This is a genomic window from Tistrella mobilis, from assembly GCF_041468085.1.
Classification (GTDB): Bacteria; Pseudomonadota; Alphaproteobacteria; order Tistrellales; family Tistrellaceae; genus Tistrella; species Tistrella mobilis_A.
Window position 1 is genome coordinate 2680714 of record NZ_CP121017.1, and the last position, 16957, is coordinate 2697670.

Annotated in this window: 14 protein-coding genes; 12 read left to right on the plus strand and 2 right to left on the minus strand. The window is 68.2% G+C overall.

Annotation, left to right across the window (positions count from 1 at the left end; genetic code table 11):
• Nucleotides 1-84 precede the first annotated feature (84 nt).
• Nucleotides 85-1290 carry an NO-inducible flavohemoprotein gene (hmpA, locus tag P7L68_RS17935; protein WP_372000401.1) on the minus strand — a complete coding sequence of 402 codons (1206 nt, stop codon included), beginning with the start codon at nt 1288-1290 and terminating at the stop codon, nt 85-87.
• A 259-nt stretch (nt 1291-1549) separates the two neighbouring features.
• Between hmpA and P7L68_RS17940 the strand changes: the two genes are divergently transcribed.
• The 11 genes from P7L68_RS17940 to P7L68_RS17990 all read left to right on the plus strand — a co-directional run bounded on the left by P7L68_RS17940 (nt 1550) and on the right by P7L68_RS17990 (nt 14842).
• Nucleotides 1550-2872: a glycosyltransferase family protein gene (locus tag P7L68_RS17940; protein ID WP_372000403.1), complete on the plus strand. Its 1323-nt coding sequence runs from the start codon at nt 1550-1552 to the stop codon at nt 2870-2872.
• A 64-nt stretch (nt 2873-2936) separates the two neighbouring features.
• Nucleotides 2937-4163: a glycosyltransferase family 4 protein gene (locus tag P7L68_RS17945; RefSeq protein ID WP_372006870.1), complete on the plus strand. Its 1227-nt coding sequence runs from the start codon at nt 2937-2939 to the stop codon at nt 4161-4163.
• Nucleotides 4163-5356, plus strand: coding sequence for a glycosyltransferase family 4 protein (locus P7L68_RS17950; RefSeq protein ID WP_372000405.1), 1194 nt, complete (start codon nt 4163-4165; stop codon nt 5354-5356). The genes P7L68_RS17945 and P7L68_RS17950 overlap by 1 nt, the downstream gene beginning before the upstream one ends.
• Complete coding sequence (locus P7L68_RS17955; RefSeq protein WP_372000406.1) at nt 5353-5970, plus strand: histidine phosphatase family protein; 618 nt, start codon at nt 5353-5355, stop codon at nt 5968-5970. Before P7L68_RS17950 ends, P7L68_RS17955 begins: the two co-directional genes overlap by 4 nt.
• A 14-nt stretch (nt 5971-5984) precedes the next feature.
• A complete protein-coding gene (locus P7L68_RS17960) occupies nt 5985-7217 on the plus strand; it encodes a glycosyltransferase family protein (protein WP_372000408.1) in 1233 nt (410 codons plus the stop codon).
• A 6-nt stretch (nt 7218-7223) separates the two neighbouring features.
• Nucleotides 7224-7994: a polysaccharide deacetylase family protein gene (locus P7L68_RS17965; RefSeq protein ID WP_372000410.1), complete on the plus strand. Its 771-nt coding sequence runs from the start codon at nt 7224-7226 to the stop codon at nt 7992-7994.
• Nucleotides 7995-8174: 180 nt separating this feature from the next.
• Nucleotides 8175-8711, plus strand: coding sequence for a hypothetical protein (locus P7L68_RS17970; RefSeq protein ID WP_372000411.1), 537 nt, complete (start codon nt 8175-8177; stop codon nt 8709-8711).
• The gene (locus P7L68_RS17975) at nt 8708-10627 is read left to right on the plus strand and encodes a dipeptide ABC transporter ATP-binding protein (protein WP_372000413.1); all 1920 of its coding nucleotides are present in this window, start codon (nt 8708-8710) and stop codon (nt 10625-10627) included. Before P7L68_RS17970 ends, P7L68_RS17975 begins: the two co-directional genes overlap by 4 nt.
• Entirely contained in the window at nt 10624-12594 is a 1971-nt protein-coding gene (locus P7L68_RS17980; RefSeq protein ID WP_372000415.1) for an ABC transporter substrate-binding protein, read from the plus strand. The genes P7L68_RS17975 and P7L68_RS17980 overlap by 4 nt, the downstream gene beginning before the upstream one ends.
• A 98-nt stretch (nt 12595-12692) precedes the next feature.
• Nucleotides 12693-13691, plus strand: coding sequence for an ABC transporter permease (locus P7L68_RS17985; protein ID WP_372000417.1), 999 nt, complete (start codon nt 12693-12695; stop codon nt 13689-13691).
• Nucleotides 13688-14842, plus strand: coding sequence for an ABC transporter permease (locus P7L68_RS17990; RefSeq protein WP_372000419.1), 1155 nt, complete (start codon nt 13688-13690; stop codon nt 14840-14842). Before P7L68_RS17985 ends, P7L68_RS17990 begins: the two co-directional genes overlap by 4 nt.
• A gap of 84 nt (nt 14843-14926) precedes the next feature.
• On the opposite strand, the gene P7L68_RS17995 is transcribed toward P7L68_RS17990, so the two are convergent.
• A complete protein-coding gene (locus tag P7L68_RS17995; RefSeq protein WP_372000421.1) occupies nt 14927-15613 on the minus strand; it encodes a helix-turn-helix domain-containing protein in 687 nt (228 codons plus the stop codon).
• A 338-nt stretch (nt 15614-15951) separates the two neighbouring features.
• Here P7L68_RS17995 and P7L68_RS18000 point away from each other — a divergent pair, with 338 nt between their 5' ends.
• Entirely contained in the window at nt 15952-16785 is an 834-nt protein-coding gene (locus P7L68_RS18000; RefSeq protein WP_372000422.1) for an undecaprenyl-diphosphate phosphatase, read from the plus strand.
• Nucleotides 16786-16957 lie beyond the last annotated feature (172 nt).

Here is a 16957-nt window from a genome sequence, read left to right on the forward strand (position 1 = left end):
CGCGCATAACGCGTCGCATCGGCCACCTCATTGCTTCAAGGCGGCAGGCGGCGGGGGCGTCTCCGGCGTTTCAGACCGTCATGATCAGGCGGCGCCGAGGATGGCCTCGTCGGTCACCCCGAACAGTTCGTAGCGGATGTTTGCAGGCGCGACCCCGGCCGCAATCAGGTGTCGGGCCTGTGCCTTCTGGAACTCCCGGGGCCCGCACATATAGACATCGATCTCGCAATCGGGCAGCAGCCCGGCAATCCGCGCCGCATCGAAGCGGCCGACCGAATGATGGGTCACGCCCACCCGGTCGGATACGCCCGGACGCTCATAGGCAATGTGCAGATCCAGGCCGGGCGTCGCCTCGGCGAGCGCACGCAGATGGGCGCCGAAGGCGTGGGTTTCGCCGTCGATCGCTGCATGCGCCCAGATCACCGGATGATCGGGCCGGGTGGCGGCCAGGGTCTCGACCATGGCCAGCAGCGGCGTCTGGCCGACGCCGGCGCCCAGCAGCAGGATCGGTCGCGACGTCGCCGCGTCCAGGAAGAAGTCGCCCGCCGGCGGCGCCACCTCCAGCACCGCACCCGGGCGGATGGTGTCGTGCAGCAGGCCCGACCCGCGGCCTTCGGGTTCGCGCTTCACCGCAATCCGCCAGCGGCCATTGGCAGCGCGGCCGGCCAGGCTGTAATGGCGCAGCAGCTGGCTGCCATCAGCACGGGTCAGGCGCAGGGTCAGATACTGGCCGGGCGCGAAATCCGGCAGCGGCCCACCATCCTCAGGCGCCAGCAGGAAACTCTTGATCACCCGGCTTTCCTCGGTGACCGCCTCGACCACGAAGCGTCGGAAGCCACGCCAGCCGCCCGGCCGCGCCGCCCCCTCGCCGGCCAGCGCCGCCTCGCGATCGATGAACACCTTTGCGAGCAGACCATAGGCCTCGCCCCAGGCGGCCAGGATCGGCGGGGTCGCGGCATCGCCCAGCACGTCCGAGATCGCGGCCAGCAGATTGGCCCCCACCACATCATACTGCTCGGGCCGCACCTGGACCGCGACATGCTTGTGGGCGATGCGCTCCACCGCGCCCGCCAGCGCGCCGAGATTGTCGATATGCTCGGCATAGGCCAGCACGGCCGCCGCCAGCGCCCGCGGCTGCGAACCGTCGCGCTGATGCGCCGGATCGAACATCGCCGCGATCTCCGGGGCGGCCAGCAGGCGCTCGTAGAACCGGGTGGTGATGGCCTCGCCATGGGTGCGCAGCACGGGCACCGTTGCCTTGACCAGGGTGATGGTCGCGTCGCTCAACATGCGGAACTCTCCGGAACCTTGAATCTGATCTGGGTCCGGCACACGACGGATCACGCAGGAACCGCTCCCCCGGACAAAAGCTGTATATCAGATGACTTTTATGATCTCCAGTCATAAGATTCATTTCATAAGCATATTATTGCACGGATGCCGCGCCCCGCATGTGCCCTTGCCGCGCCGCGACATCCGCACTTCCCGTCCGCCGCCGGGCTGTGCCATAGTCCGGCCGATACGCCGCAAGCTGGAGGTTCCGGGACGCATGAACGGCGCGCGTGTGCTGATCTACAGCCACGACAGCTTCGGGCTCGGCCATCTGCGCAGATGCCGCGAGATTGCGCACGGCCTGGTCGGGACATTCCCCGACATGTCGGTGCTGATCCTCTCGGGTTCGCCGATCATCGGCAGCTTCGATTTCAGAACCCGCACCGATTTCGTTCGGGTGCCGGGTGTGATCAAGCTGCGCAATGGCGACTACACCTCGCTGAAGCTCAAGATGGACGTCGACCACATCCTGAAGCTCAGGGGGGCGATCATCGAGCGCACGGCCGAGGTCTTTGAACCCGATGTCTTCATCGTGGACAAGGAACCGCTGGGCCTGCGCGGCGAAGTCACGCGCACGCTGAAGCGATTGAAGCGCCGCGGCACCCGGCTGGTGCTGGGGCTGCGCGATGTGATGGACGAGCCCGCCCAGCTGGCGCCCGAATGGAAGCGCAAGCGGGTGCTGCCGGCATTGCGCGACCTCTATGACGACATCTGGGTCTACGGTCTGCCGGAAATCCATGATCCGCTGGAGGGCATCGACCTGCCGGCGGATGTCCGCGCCAAGATGACCTTCACCGGCTATCTGCGCCGCGAGGCCATGCGCGGCGCCGCGTCGGAGCGTATCCAGTCGCTGGTCGCCGGCGCCCCCTACATCCTGGTGACCACCGGTGGCGGCGGCGATGGCGAAGAACTGATCGACTGGGTATTGAAGGCCTATGAGCAGCATGGGCAAAGCCTGCCGCATCGCGCCGTGCTGGTGCTGGGGCCGTTCATGAACCGCGAGGCCCGCGACCGGCTGCGCGCCCGGGCCCAGAAGCTCGACAAGATCGAGGCGCTGACCTTCGACGCGAACATAGAGACCCTGATGGCGGGCGCGCTGGGTGTGGTGGCCATGGGCGGCTACAACACTTTCTGCGAGATCCTGTCGCTCGACAAGCCGGCCGTCATCGTCCCGCGCACGGAGCCACGGCTGGAGCAGTTCATCCGCGCCGACCGGGCCGAAAGGCTGGGGCTGACCCGCATGCTGCTCGATCCCGGGCCCGATCGCAGCGCCGCCGCCATGGCCGATGCGCTGCGCGGCCTTGAGCACCAGCCTCACCCGTCTTCGGTAATGCCGGCCGGCATGCTCGACGGGCTGGATGCGGTCGCCGATCTGGTGGGCGCCGAGCTGGACCGGCGCGGCCGGCCCCAGACACGGATCCGGCAGGTGGCCGGCGGCAGTGCGGGCCCGATACAGACATCGCAGGTCGCAGCCGCCCCGGATGAGGAAACCTGGTCCGACGAGGCCGATTTCGGGACACGGCGCCGTGCGGCACCCTGACGGCTGGACGCCCGGCCCCGGTGTGACCGGCGGCGGCGGGCCTGACGGCGGGCCGACCATCGCCGTGGTCCTGAAAGGCTATCCCCGCCTGTCAGAGACCTTCATCGCCCAGGAAATCCGGGCGCTGGAACTGGCCGGGCTGCCGCTTCGGCTGGTGTCGCTGCGCCACCCCACCGATACCCGCGTCCATCCGGTCCATCGCGAGATTACGGCCGGGGTCCGCTATCTGCCGGAATATCTTCATCAGGAGCCGTTCCGGGTGCTGCACGGCCTGCGCCGTGCCGCACGCCTGCCGGGCTTCGCCCGCGCCCGGGCGCTCTGGCTGCGTGATCTCGCCCGAGACCGGACCCGCAACCGCATCCGCCGCTTCGGCCAGGCTGCCGTGCTCGCCGCCGAACTGGAAGACGATGTGGCGATGATCTACGCCCATTTCCTCCACACCCCGGCTTCCGTCGCGCGCTATGCCGCGATCATGCGCGGCCTGCCCTGGTCGGTTTCGGCCCATGCCAAGGACATCTGGACCAGCCCGGACTGGGAGAAGGCCGAGAAGCTGGCCGATTGCGCCTGGGCCGTCACCTGCACCGCCGCCAATCGTGATCATCTGGCGTCGCTGGCGCCCGAAGGCCGCGTCCGGCTGCTCTATCACGGTCTCGACCTCTCGCGCTTTCCCGATCCGGGCCCGCTGCCGGCAGGGCCGGACGGCACCGACCCCACCCGCCCGGTCATCCTGGTCGGCGTCGGGCGGCTGGTGGAGAAGAAGGGCTGGGACACCGTGCTCGATGCCCTGGCGGAGCTGCCGGCAGGCCTTTCCTGGCGCTTCCTCCATATCGGCGGCGGGCCGCTCAGGGACCGGCTGAAGGAACAGGCCGGCCGCCTTGGCATCTCCGACCGGGTCGACTGGCTGGGGGCCCGCGCCCAGGCCGAAGTGATCGAGGCCTATGGCCGGGCGGATCTGTTCGTGCTCGCCAGCCGCATCGCCGGCGACGGCGACCGCGACGGCCTGCCCAATGTGCTGATGGAAGCCCAGTCCCAGCGTCTGGCGGTGGTGGCGACCAGGGTCTCTGCCATCCCCGAATTCATCGACGACGGCAAAAACGGCCTGCTGGTGGCGCCCGACGATGCGGCCGGTCTGTCGGCCGCCCTGGGAGATCTCATCCGCGACCCGGCCCGCCGGTCGGAGATGGGTGAGGCCGGGCGCCGAAAGCTCGAAGGCGCCTTCTCGCTGACCGGCTCGGTCGGGCCGCTGATCGACCGGCTGCGGGCGGCGGTGGCGGCGCGCGGGGGCCGCTGATGCGGGTTGCCCTCTACTGCCCTCTGAAGCATCCGGACCATCCGGTGCCGAGCGGCGACCGGCGGATGGCGCGCCAGATCCTGGCCGCGCTCCGCAAGGCCGGCCATCAGGCAGAGGTCGCCTGCCGCTTCGGCAGCCGCGACGGCCGCGGAGACCCCGCCCGGCAGGTGCGGATCGCGCGCACCGGCACCGCCCTCGGCCATGCTCTCGCCCGCCGCTACGCGCGTCGGCCCGCCGCTGCCGCCGCGCGCCCCGAAGCCTGGATCACCTATCACCTCTATCACAAGGCCCCCGACCATCTGGGGCCGGTTGTCGCCGCGGCACTCGACATCCCCTATCTGGTGATCGAGGCATCGGATGCCCCGAAGCGCGCCACCGGCCCGTGGGAAACCGGCTTCCGCGCCGCCCGCCATGCGCTTGCCGCCGCCGATCTGGTGATGCCGATGACCCGGCTCGACGCCGTCTGCCTGGCGCGCCTGCTGCCGCCCGAGCGGCTTCGCCTGCTGCCGCCCTTTCTCGACGATATCGGCGTGTTTCAGGCCGCCCGCACCGGTCGCGATCAGGCCCGCGCCCGGCTTGCCGCCATGGCCGGGCTCGATCCGGCACGGCCCTGGCTGCTCGCGGTCGGCATGATGCGGGCCGGCGACAAGCTCGACAGCTATCGCGTGATCGGCCGCATGCTCGCCGATCCGGCACTCGCCACCGCGCCGCTCCATCTGCTGGTCGCCGGTGACGGTCCCGCCAGGACCGATGTGATGGCGGCGCTTGAACCCGCAGGCGGCGGCCGGGTGCATTTCCTGGGGGCGCTTGCCCCCGCCCCCCTGGCCGCAGCGATGGCGGCATCCGATATCCTGGTCTGGCCGGCGGTGCGCGAAGCCTATGGCATGGCCCTGCTCGAAGCACAGGCGGCAGGGCTGCCGGTGGTCGCCGGCCGCACCGGCGGTGTGCCCGATGTGGTCGAAGACGGTGTGACCGGCCTTCTGGCGCCGCCCGAAGACGCTGCCGCCCTCGCCGCCCTCACCCGGCGGCTGATCGACGATCAGGGCACCCGCGCCCGGCTGGCCGCAGCGGCGGCCGGCCGGGCGTCGGCCCGCGATCTGGCCGCGGCCGCCGCGGCACTCGACGACGCCCTGCTGCGCGCCGCATGCAATCATGCGGCGCGGCGCCCCCGGTCCACGGAGGAGACGAGATGACCGGACCCGCCCGCCCGACCACCGGCGGTATCATCCTGGCCCTGATCCGCCATGGCCGCACCGACTGGAACGATCAGGGCCGCATGCAGGGCCGGCACGATCTGCCGCTCAACGATCGGGGCCGCGCCGAGGTGACCGGCTGGCAGGTGCCGGCGGCCATCGCCACCGCCTATGACTGGTACACCTCACCCCTCCTCCGGGCGCGCGAGACCGCAGCCCGCCTGGGGGCTCCGGGCGCCCGGGTGGCGCCCGAACTGGTCGAGATGGCCTGGGGCATCTGGGAAGGCCGGCGGCTGGAGGATCTGCGCCGCGAACAGCCCGACCACATGAGCCTGATGGAAGCCCGGGGCCTGGATTTCCGCCCGCCCGAGGGCGAAAGCCCGCGCGACGTCCAGCGCCGGCTGAAGCCCTGGCTTGCGGCCATCGGCACCAATGGCCGCAATGTCGTCGCCGTCACCCACAAGGGCGTGATCCGTGCGATCTATGCCGCCGCCACCGGCTGGCCGATGCTGGGCAAGCCACCGGAAAAGCTCGCCCGCGACGCCGCCCATCTGTTCCGGGTGGACGAAACCGGCGCCGTCGCGGTGCATCACCTGAACCTGAAGCTCGCCTGAGGACGCCCGCCCCCATGCCCGACACCCCCATGGTCGACGTCAGCCCCGCCACCACCAGCCGTACCGATCGCCCGCGCATCCTGCTCTATGTCCAGCACCTGCTCGGCATCGGCCATCAGAAGCGGGCGGCGACCCTGACCCGGGCGCTGGAGACGGCGGGCTTCGCGGTCACCTATGTCAGCGGCGGCTTTCCGGTGCGCGGGCTGGATACCGGACGGGCAGACTTCGTTCAGCTGCCGCCGACGCGGGCGGTGGACAAGTTCTTCAAGGTGCTGGTCGGCCCCGACGGACAGGTGGTCGACGATGCCTGGCGGGCCCGGCGCCGCGATCATCTGGTGGCGATCGTCGAGCGTCTGCGGCCGGTGGCCGTGATCACGGAACTCTTTCCTTTCGGCCGCCGCCAGCTGGCCTCCGAGATCGTGCCGATGGTCGAAGCGGCCCGCGCCCTTCCCCGCCCGGCGCTGATCGTCTCGTCGGTGCGCGACATCCTGGTCGAGCCGCCGAAGGAAGAGCGTCGCCGCGAGATGCTGGAACGCGCCCGGCGCTTCTACGATCTGGTCATGGTCCACGGCGATCCGGCGCTGGTGCCCTTCGAGCGCACTTTTCCGCTGATGGCCGAGGTCTCTGACCTCGTCCGCTATACCGGCTATGTGGTCGACCGGGCGCGCCAGAGCGCGCCCCCGCCCGGTGGAAGCGTTCAGGATGGCCGGGACGAGGTTCTGGTCTCGGCCGGCGGCGGGGCCGTCAGCGAGGCCCTGTTCCGCGCCGCCATCGCCGCCCGCGCCCTCGCCTCGCCAGCCCTGGCGCGCCGGCGCTGGCGGCTGCTGGTCGGCTGGAATCTGGCGGATCCCGTGCTCGACGATCTGCGCCAGGTGGCGGCAGAGGCCGACGCGGAGGGTTTCGTGGTGGAACGCGCGCGTCCCGATTTCGTCGCCATGCTGGGACGTGCTGCCCTTTCGATCTCTCAGGCGGGCTACAACACCCTGCTGGAGGTGATCGAGAACCGGGTGCCGGCAGTGGTCGTGCCCTATGCCGGCGGGCTTGAAACCGAACAGGGGCTGCGCGCCGGTCTGGTGGCGGAGCGCGGCCTGGTCGAGGTGGTCGACGAAGACGCGCTCACCGCCCGGGCACTGGCAGCCGCCGCCGATCGTGCCCTCGCGGCCGAACGGAACTGGCCACGGCTCGACATGGACGGGGCTGCCGCGTCGGCACGGCTGCTGCACGACCGGCTGGCGGCCGGGGGTTAGTGCCGGATGGCTGCGGACCCCTGGGCCGATCTTACCGCCGAACTCGATGCCTGGGCCGCCGCCGGCCGGCAGGCGACGTTCTGGTGGCGCGATGACGATGCCGTCGCCCCCTCTCCCGCCCTCGACCGGCTGCTCGGACGCGTGAATGCATACCGGGTGCCTCTGGCACTGGCGGTGATCCCGGCCGCCGCCGAACCCGCCCTAGCCGCCCGGCTGGCCGCTGCGCCCGCGGCGATCCGGGTGCTGGTCCATGGCTGGTCGCATGCCAACCATGCCCGCCCCGACAAGAAGAAATCCGAACTCGCCTGCGGCCGGCCGATGGTAGAGATGGCCGGCGATCTCGCCCGCGGGCATGCCCGTCTGGCGGATCTGTTCGGGCCTCGCCTGCTGCCGGTGCTCACCCCGCCCTGGAACCGGCTGCCGGTGCCGCTGATCAGGGAACTGCCCCTGATCGGCCTCGGCGGTCTCAGCCGGTTCAAGCCGCGCAAGGCCCGATGCCCGGCGCCCGGGGTGGTGGAGGTCAACACCCATATCGACCCGATCGACTGGCGCGGCAATCGCGGCTTCATCGGCGAAGCCGTTGCTGTCGCCGCCATCACCGCACATCTCGCCGCCCGGCGCAGCGGTCACGCCGATGCACAGGAGCCCACCGGTCTGCTGACCCATCATCTTGTGCACGACCCGGCACTGGATGAATTTCTCGACCGGCTGATGGCATATTTCGCCGGCCATCCGGCGGTAATCTGGCCGGATCTGCCGACCATTTTCTCGCCCTGATCCCTGGCATCGCGGCGCAACATGTCGATGCTCGTCCACATCGGCGCAGAACGGCTTGCAAGGCGCGGGGGGCAACGGGCATCCTATCGACGGCGCGACATGGGGATCGCGCAACGCCGAGGATGATCCGGACCGGTGACCTTTTCCACGACGTCGCTCCCGACCACGCCGGAGACTGCCATGGACCTGACCGGCAGGCCCGTGCCGGCACGCCCGACGGCTGCGGCCCTGCCGCGGTTGCGTCATCGGCCGCCCCCCCTGATCGCCGATCTTGCCCGCGCGGCCGCCGGCGGCGCAGTGATCGCCCTGCCGCTGCTGGTCGTCGACGGCATGAACGGCGTGCTGCGGTTGATACTGATCGCCCTGGTGATGCTGTTCGCGAGCTTCGCGGTTCAGCGTGGGCTCAAGCTTGCCGAAAGCTGGACGGCAGATGGCCATCTCATCATCCGCCAGACCGCCTTCGGTCGGAACCGGCTGGATCTCGCCCGCCTCAGGACCTTCCGGCTGGAACATTTCGCCCCCCGCAAGGGTGCCGGCTGGTTCCGCCTGCGTCTGATCGACGACAGCGGCGTGCGGCTTGCCGCCGAAGACACGCTGGAAGACTTCCATCGCCTCGTTGCCCTGGCGCTCACCGCGGCCGAGTCCCGCGCCCTGCCGCTCGATGACGTGACCACCCACAACCTGGCAGCGCTCGGCCTCGCCCGGGGGATCGCATGAGCGGGCGGCGCCATGCGTGGCCGCAGCCGCGGCCACTGCTGTCGGTGCGCGATCTGGTCGTGCGCTTCCATCTGCCCGAAGGGCCGCTGACGGCGGTCGACGGCGTGTCCTTCACCATCCATCCGGGCCGGATCACTGCCCTGGTCGGCGAAAGCGGCTCGGGCAAAAGCGTGCTGACCCAGGCGGTGATGGGCCTGCTGCCCTCGCTTGCCCGGATTGAGGGCGGGGCCGCGGTGTTCACCGATCCGCTCGACGGCCAGGCCACCGACCTTGCAACGCTCGCCCCCACCGGCCGGACGATGCGCCGGATCCGGGGCGGGCGCATCGGCATGATCTTTCAAGAGCCGATGAGCGCATTGTCGCCGCTACACACGCTCGGCGACCAGATCACCGAGGCGGTGCGGCTTCATCTGAACGAAGATGCCGCAGCGGCACGCGACATCGCCGCCGACATGCTGCACAAGGTGGGCTTCCCGAACCCGAAAGCCGCCCTCGACCGCTACCCGTTCGAACTGTCGGGCGGCCTGCGTCAGCGCGGCGTGATCGCCATGGCGCTTGCCGCCCGCCCGGCCCTGGTCATCGCCGACGAGCCGACCACCGCGCTCGACGTCACGCTTCAGGCCCAGATCCTGAAACTGCTCCGCGACCTTCAGGACGAGCTGGGCATGGGCGTGCTGCTGATCACCCATGATCTGGGCGTGGTCGCAAGCCTGGCCGACGACATGGTCGTGCTCTATCGCGGCAAGGTGATGGAGGCAGGCCCGGCGGCCGCGCTTATCCGCAAGCCGGAACATCCCTATCTTAAGGCCCTGCTTGGTGCCGTGCCGCGGATCGGCATGGAGCGGTCGGAGCGCCTGGTACCGCTGCGCGAAATCGCGCTGGATCCCCGCCTTGCGGTGGATGTCGTCGGCCGTCAGGGCACCGGCCCCAGGGCGGCGGCGGGCACGCCTCTGCTCGCGGTCGAAGGGTTGACCAAGCGCTTCACCAGCCGCGGCACCGGGCTCTTCGCCCGCGGCGGCGGCACCAGCGTGACGGCGGTCGACCATGTCTCCTTCACCGTCGGCCGCGGCGAAAGCGTCGGCCTGGTCGGCGAAAGCGGCTGCGGCAAGACCACCACCTCGCGCATGCTGCTGGGTGCGATCCGCGCCGATGAAGGCCGGATCCTGTTTCAGGGTGATCACGACGCCGCCCCCACCGACCTCGCCGCCCTCGACGAGGGCGGCTGGATTCCGTTCCGCAAGCGGCTGCAATACGTTTTCCAGGACCCGTTCCATTCGCTGAACCCGCGGATGACCGTGTTCGACATCATCGCCGAGCCGCTGGAAATCCACGGCATCGGCACCGCGAAGGAACGTGCCGACCGGGTGAAGGCGCTGATGAAGATGGTGGGGCTTGATGTCCGCCATCTCCGCCGCTATCCGCACAGCTTCTCGGGCGGTCAGAGGCAGCGCATCGGCATTGCCCGCTCGCTGGCCCTGGGCCCCGAACTGCTGATCCTGGACGAGCCGGTCTCGGCGCTCGACGTTTCGGTCCAGGCGCAGGTGTTGAACCTGCTCAAGGATCTGCAGGATGTGCTGGGCCTCGGCTATCTGTTCATCTCCCACAATCTGGCCGTGGTCGACTACATGTGCGACCGCATCCTGGTGATGTGTGCCGGCCGGATCGTCGAGAGCGCGCCGCGCGAACGACTGTTCGAGGATGCCCGCCATCCCTACACCAAGGCGCTGATCGCCGCGGTGCCCGAGGCCGATCCCGACCGGCCGCTCGATTTCGCGGCGCTGATGGATGGCCGCGCCTCGGATCCGTCTGCATGGCCCGAGCCCTGGCGGCTGGTGCCGGACGGGCCCTCGGTGATGGAAGAGGTGACGCCGGGCCATTTCGTCCGGGTGGCGGCAAGCGCGGAGGCCGCGGCATGATCCGCCTCGCCGCCATCCTGGTCGCCGCCCTGCTTGCCGGGGCTGCGCCTGCCACCGCATCGAACGGCGGCGATGACGGGCGTGCGATGGGCAGCATCATCGAGATGATGATCGCGCCCAGCGCCCCCATGCCGGACCGGCTGATCGAACCGCCGGTGCTTGAACGGCAGGTGGCCGAGGGCAAACTGCCGCCGATGGCCGAGCGTCTGCCGACGGTGCCGGCCGTCGATGATGTCGTCGGCCCCGATCTCAGCCCCGGCCGCTATGGCGGCAGCTGGACGATGCTGGTCGGCCGGCCCAAGGATGTGCGCATGGCCATGGTCTACGGCTATGCCCGGCTGGTCCGCTACACCCGCGACTTCTCGTTCGAAGCCGATATCCTGAAGGAGATGGATGTCGAGGACGGGCGGATCTTCACCCTGCATCTGCGCCCCGGCCATCGCTGGTCCGATGGCGAACCCTTTACGGCCGACGACTTCCGCTACTATTGGGAAGACGTGGTCAACAACAGCAATCTGTACCCGGCAGGCCCGCCGCGCGAGCTTCTGGTGGATGGCGAGTTGCCGCGCTTCACCGTGATCGACGCAACCACGGTGCGCTACGAATGGTCGAAGCCCAACCCTCGGCTGCTGCCAGCAATTGCAGGGCCGCTGCCGCTGACCCTCTACCGGCCGGCCCATTACCTGCGCCAGTTCCACGAGCGCTACGCCGACCCGGAAAAGCTTGCCGCGATGATCGAAAAGCGCAAGCAGTCGAGCTGGGCGGCGCTGCACAACCGCATGGACACGGCGACCGATTTCAGCAATCCGGATTTCCCGACCCTGCAGCCCTGGCGGCTGGTGACGGCGCCGCCGGCCGTCCGGTTCCTGGTCGAGCGCAACCCCTATTACCATCGCATCGACCTGAACGGCCACCAGCTGCCCTATCTCGACCAGATCGCGATCGACATCGTCGACGGAAAGCTGATCTCGGCACGCGCCGGCACCGGCGATGCCCTGCTCCAGGCGCGCGGGCTCGATTTCACCGACTACACTTTCCTTAAGGCCGGCGAGACGCGCTCCGACTATAAGGTCACACTGTGGCGTACCGGGCGCGGCGCCCATCTGGCGCTCTACCCCAATCTCAATGCCCGCGATCCGGGCTGGCGGGCGCTGTTTCGCGATGCGCGCTTTCGCCGGGCGCTGTCCATGGGCGTCGACCGGCACGAGATCGACGCCGTGCTCTATTACGGCCTGACCATCGGTGGCGGCAACAGTGTGCTCGACGAAAGCCCGCTGTCGCGCCCTGGCTACCGGAAGGTCTGGGCCAATCACGATGTCGACCGGGCCAACAAGCTGCTCGACGATATGGGTCTCGACAAGCGCAACGAGCGCGGCATCCGGCTGATGCCCGATGGCCGGCCGCTGGAGCTGGTGATCGAGACTGCGGGCGAGAGCACCGAGCAGATGGACGTGCTGGAACTGCTCCACGACCAGTGGCTGCAGCTCGGCGTCAAGATCTATGCCCGGCCGATGCAGCGCGACCTGTTCCGCAACCGGATCTTCGCCGGCGACACGCTGATGAGCGTCTGGTTCGGGCTGGAAGCCGGCCTTGCGACCGCCGAGACCGACCCGTGGGAACTGGCGCCGGTCAGCCAGCAATCGCTGCAATGGCCGAAATGGGGCCAGTATTTCGAGACCGGCGGCCGTTCGGGCGAGGCACCCGATATCGACAAGGCTGAACAGCTGCTGGCGCTCTACAAGGCCTGGACGGTGGCACCCTCCTCGGCGGATCGCGCACGGATCTGGCGGGAGATGCTCGCGATCAATGCCGATCAGGTCTACACCATCTCGCTGGTGGCAGGCGTGTTGCAGCCGGTCGTCGCCAACCGGCGGCTGCGCAACCTGCCCGACCGCGGGCTCTACAACTGGGATCCGGGTGCGCATTTCGGCCTCTACCGGCCGGAACGCTTCTGGCTCGACGACTGACAGGCGCCCGAGAACCGATCGGGCTGAAGATCCGCCGCGACAGCTGAGGGGCACCACAGAACCCCGCGGCGGATCCAGGAGGGGGAGCAAGGCAGGCGATGTTCGCCTACATCGCGCGGCGGTTGCTGATGATGATTCCGACGCTGATCCTGATCAGCATCCTGGTCTTCGTCATCATCCAGCTGCCGCCCGGCGACTATCTGACGACCCAGCTTGCCGAGCTGGCGGCCCAAGGTGAGGCGGCCAGCCAGGCGAAGATCGAGTTTCTGCGCGCAGAATACGGGCTCGACCTGCCGCTCTGGGAACAGTACCTCCGCTGGGCTTCGGGCCTGCTGGTCGGCGATCTCGGCTATTCCTTCGAGTATCAGCTGCCGGTGGCGGAAGTGGTGGGCGATCGCCTCTGGCTGACGATGCTGGTGTCGTTTGCAACCATCATCTTCTCCTATGCCGTCGCCTTCCCGATCGGCATCTACGGCGCCATCCGCCAGTACAGCGCGCTTGACCATGGCCTCACCTTCATCGGCTTCCTGGGCCTCGCCACGCCCAATTTCCTCCTCGCCCTGGTCCTGCTCTACCTGTCGAACATCTGGTTCGGCACCTCGATCGGCGGGCTGATGGATCCGGAATATCTCGACCAGCCGCTGAGTTGGGCCAAATTCCTCTCGGTGATGGAACATCTCTGGGTGCCGGTGGTGGTGATCGGCACCTCGAACACTGCCGGCATGATCCGCCGGCTGCGGGCCAATCTGCTCGACGAACTGCGCAAGCAATACGTCACCACCGCCCGCGCCAAGGGTCTGCACCCGGCAAAGATCCTGGTGAAATATCCGCTGCGCATGGCGCTGAACCCGTTCATCGCCGATCTGGGCAATGTGCTGCCGCAGGTGGTGTCGGGCGCGGCCATCGTCTCGGTGGTGCTGTCGCTGCCGACCACGGGGCCGATGCTGCTGCGCGCCCTGCAGACGCAGGACATGTATCTGGCCGGGTCCTTCCTCATGTTCATGGCATTGCTGACGGTGATCGGCGTGCTGGTGTCGGATCTGCTGCTCGCCCTGCTCGATCCGCGTATCCGCCTCGACGGAGGACGTTCGCGATGAGCGGTCCCGAGCGCTACATCTCCCACGCCGCCTTCGATCCCGTCCATGACGAGGCCCTGACCCCGGCGCAGGAGAAATACTATCTCGCGTCGCAATGGCGGCTGATGTTCTGGCGGCTGCGCCGGCACAAGCTCGCCATGGCCTCGCTCTGGTTCCTGGGCTTCATCTATCTGGTGATGATTTTTGCCGAGCCCCTCAGCCCCTATAACCCCAACACCCGCCATATCGACAACATCCATGCCCCGCCGCAGACGGTGCATCTGTTCCACAATGGCGAGTTCGTCGGTCCCTTCGTCTATGGCACCCGCTATGCGCTGAACATGGACACGCTCACCCGGACCTATTCCGAAGACCGGGTGCGGCCGCTGCCGATCGGCTTCCTCTGTTCGGGAGAGCCTTACAGGCTCTGGGGGCTGATCCCCATGGATATCCGGCTGATCTGCCCGCCCAAGGGCGGTACGGTCTTCCTGCTCGGCACCGACCGGCTGGGGCGCGACATGCTTTCGCGGGTGATCGAGGGTGCACGGATCTCGCTGACGGTGGGTCTGATCGGCATCACCATCAGCTTCACCCTCGGCATCCTGTTCGGTGGCCTGTCGGGCTATTACGGCGGCTGGGTGGACAGTGCCATCCAGCGGCTGATCGAGGTTATCCGCTCCTTCCCGGAACTGCCGCTCTGGATGGCTCTGTCGGCCGCCATGCCGGTCACCTGGCATCCGTTGTGGATCTTCATCGGCATCACCGTGATCCTGGGCCTGCTCGACTGGACGGGGCTTGCCCGGGCGGTGCGCTCGAAGCTTCTGGCGCTGCGCGAAGAGGACTATGCCACCGCCGCGGTGGTGATGGGCGCACGCCCCAGGCGGGTCATCCTCCGCCATCTCCTGCCCAATTTCATGAGCCATCTGATCGTTTCGGCGACGCTCACCATCCCGGCCATGATCCTTGGCGAGACCGCGCTTTCCTTCCTCGGCCTCGGCGTGCGTGCGCCGCTGATCTCCTGGGGCGTGCTGCTGAACGATGCCCAGGATATCAACGTCGTGACCCAGTACCCCTGGCTGCTGCTGCCGGTGGTGCCGGTGGTCCTTACGGTGCTGGCCTTCAACTTCCTGGGCGACGGGCTGCGTGATGCGGCCGACCCCTACCAGAACTGAGCCCTCGGCCGGATCGCCTGAAAAACGAACGCCGGCCATTCAATGGCCGGCGTTCATTGTCTTAAGGTCCGATCCGGTCTCGGGTCAGCAGGCCGCCATCCGGTCCGCCTCGTCACCCGTCGCCAGCGATCGCAGCCGCTCAGGGTCGAGCAGGCGGACGGCATGGACGCCGTCGAGCGAGATGATGCCGTCACGCTTGAAGGCGGCGAGCGTCCGGCTGACCGTCTCGATGGTCAGGCCAAGATAATCGCCGATATCGGTCCGCGTCATCGGCAGCGGCAGCGGATCGTTCGCCTCGCCGCGTGCCTCCAGCCGGTCATAGAGGCCCAGCAGGAACGACGCCAGGCGTTCGCGGGCACTCTTGCGGCCCAGCAGCAACATCTGCTCGCGCGAGCGGGCGATCTCGTCCTGAGCCAGGCTCAGCAGTCGGCGACCCAGAACCGGGATCCGCTCCTGCAGGTTTTCGAAATCACGGCGCCGGAAGCGGCAGACCGAGACCCGGGTCAGACTCTCGGCGGCCAGGCCGCCCAGGCGGTCATCACCCAGGCCAAGAAAATCTCCGGGCAGCAGGAAGCCCAGAACCTGGGTGCGCCCGTCCGGCAGGCTCTTGTACAGCTTCGCCGTACCCGCGGTGACGTTGTACACATAGGGCGACCGCTCGCCTTCCTCGGCAAGCAGCGCATGGGCCGGAACTTCGATCCGCGACACGATCGACGCCACCGCCGACATCGCATCATGGCCGAGATCACCGCAGAAAGTCAGGGCACGCACATCGCAGGCGTCGCAATCAACACGCGAGCAGCTCGTGGGCGGCTGTCCGGAACTGGGCAGAAGGCGGCTGTCGTTCATGGCTCTCGGACCTTATCGTCGAAGGGCGCATCCGTTGCATATCGGGCGCCTTTGCGGTGCCGTTCATGCACCGCGTGTTTGTTGCAGATCAAATCTAGCATGAGCGTAAGCGGTTTGAGAGTGACGTTTCGTCACGCTCGCGTCCCGGGCATTGCATGCGGCGCCGGGCTGAACCCCCAAACGGACCATGATCTGACAGCGGATGATGTGCTAAACAGGGCGGCCGCACCCGCCGCATCCATCCTTTCCGGAGCGCTACCGTGACCCTTGGAGATGCCGTCGACGCCCTGGTTCTGGGCATTGTCGAAGGTCTGACCGAATTCGTGCCGGTCTCCAGCACCGGCCATCAGATCGTCGTCGCCGATCTGCTGAATTTCCGTGGCGACTTTGCCATCGCCTTCAACGTGATCATCCAGCTGGGCGCCATCCTCGCCGTCGTCTGGGAGTATCGCGGAAAGATCGTCCATGTCGTCGCCGGCCTGCCAAGCGATCGCGAGGCGCAGCGCTTCACCCGCAACCTGCTGATCGCCTTCTTCCCGGCGGTCATTCTGGGACTGCTCTTTGCAGACATCATCCAGGAATACCTGTTCAACCCGATCACGGTGGCCACGGCGCTGGTGGTCGGCGGCGTGGTGATCCTCTGGGCAGAGAAGCGCGATCACCGCATCCGGGCACACTCGACCGAAGAGATGCGCTGGTCCGACGCGCTGAAGATCGGCCTTTGTCAGTGTCTTGCGCTGATCCCCGGCACCTCGCGCTCAGGTTCCACCATCATGGGCGGCCTGATCTTCGGCATGTCGCGCAAGGCGGCGACCGAATTCTCCTTCTTCCTCGCCATCCCGACGATGATCGGTGCCACGGCCTACATGTTCATGAAGCACGGCTCCACCCTGCTTGCGGGTGATCTGGGCGTGCTGGCGATCGGTTTCGTCACCTCCTTCATCTTCGCCATGATCGCCGTCCGGGGCCTGCTCAAATTCATCGGGCAGCACAGCTATGCCGTGTTCGCCTGGTATCGCATCGCCTTCGGCCTGTTCATCCTGGCGACCTGGGTGTTCGGCTGGATCGACTGGACCAGCGTCACCGACCTCTGACACCTCCCGAACCGCCCCTGGCGGCCGCCCCGTTTTCAAACGGCTTTAGCGGAACCTGCGCATGGATCGTGCAGGTTCCGCTTTTCTTTGCGGCCGCCACCAATGGCGCATTCGGCATGGACCACCGCCGAACTGCGCCGTCACGCCACGATGTTCTTTCAGGCCGGCGCGC

Bases quoted from the DNA above. Each gene is read 5' to 3' on its own strand.
- P7L68_RS17985 (WP_372000417.1), top strand. From the start codon at position 12,693: ATGTTCGCCTACATCGCGCGGCGGTTGCTGATGATGATTCCGACGCTG.
- P7L68_RS17940 (WP_372000403.1), top strand. From the start codon at position 1,550: ATGAACGGCGCGCGTGTGCTGATCTACAGCCACGACAGCTTCGGGCTC.
- P7L68_RS17980 (WP_372000415.1), top strand. From the start codon at position 10,624: ATGATCCGCCTCGCCGCCATCCTGGTCGCCGCCCTGCTTGCCGGGGCT.
- P7L68_RS17990 (WP_372000419.1), top strand. From the start codon at position 13,688: ATGAGCGGTCCCGAGCGCTACATCTCCCACGCCGCCTTCGATCCCGTC.
- P7L68_RS17975 (WP_372000413.1), top strand. From the start codon at position 8,708: ATGAGCGGGCGGCGCCATGCGTGGCCGCAGCCGCGGCCACTGCTGTCG.
- P7L68_RS17965 (WP_372000410.1), top strand. From the start codon at position 7,224: ATGGCTGCGGACCCCTGGGCCGATCTTACCGCCGAACTCGATGCCTGG.
- P7L68_RS17960 (WP_372000408.1), top strand. From the start codon at position 5,985: ATGCCCGACACCCCCATGGTCGACGTCAGCCCCGCCACCACCAGCCGT.
- hmpA (WP_372000401.1), bottom strand. From the start codon at position 1,290: ATGTTGAGCGACGCGACCATCACCCTGGTCAAGGCAACGGTGCCCGTG.
- P7L68_RS17955 (WP_372000406.1), top strand. From the start codon at position 5,353: ATGACCGGACCCGCCCGCCCGACCACCGGCGGTATCATCCTGGCCCTG.
- P7L68_RS17950 (WP_372000405.1), top strand. From the start codon at position 4,163: ATGCGGGTTGCCCTCTACTGCCCTCTGAAGCATCCGGACCATCCGGTG.
- P7L68_RS17970 (WP_372000411.1), top strand. From the start codon at position 8,175: ATGGACCTGACCGGCAGGCCCGTGCCGGCACGCCCGACGGCTGCGGCC.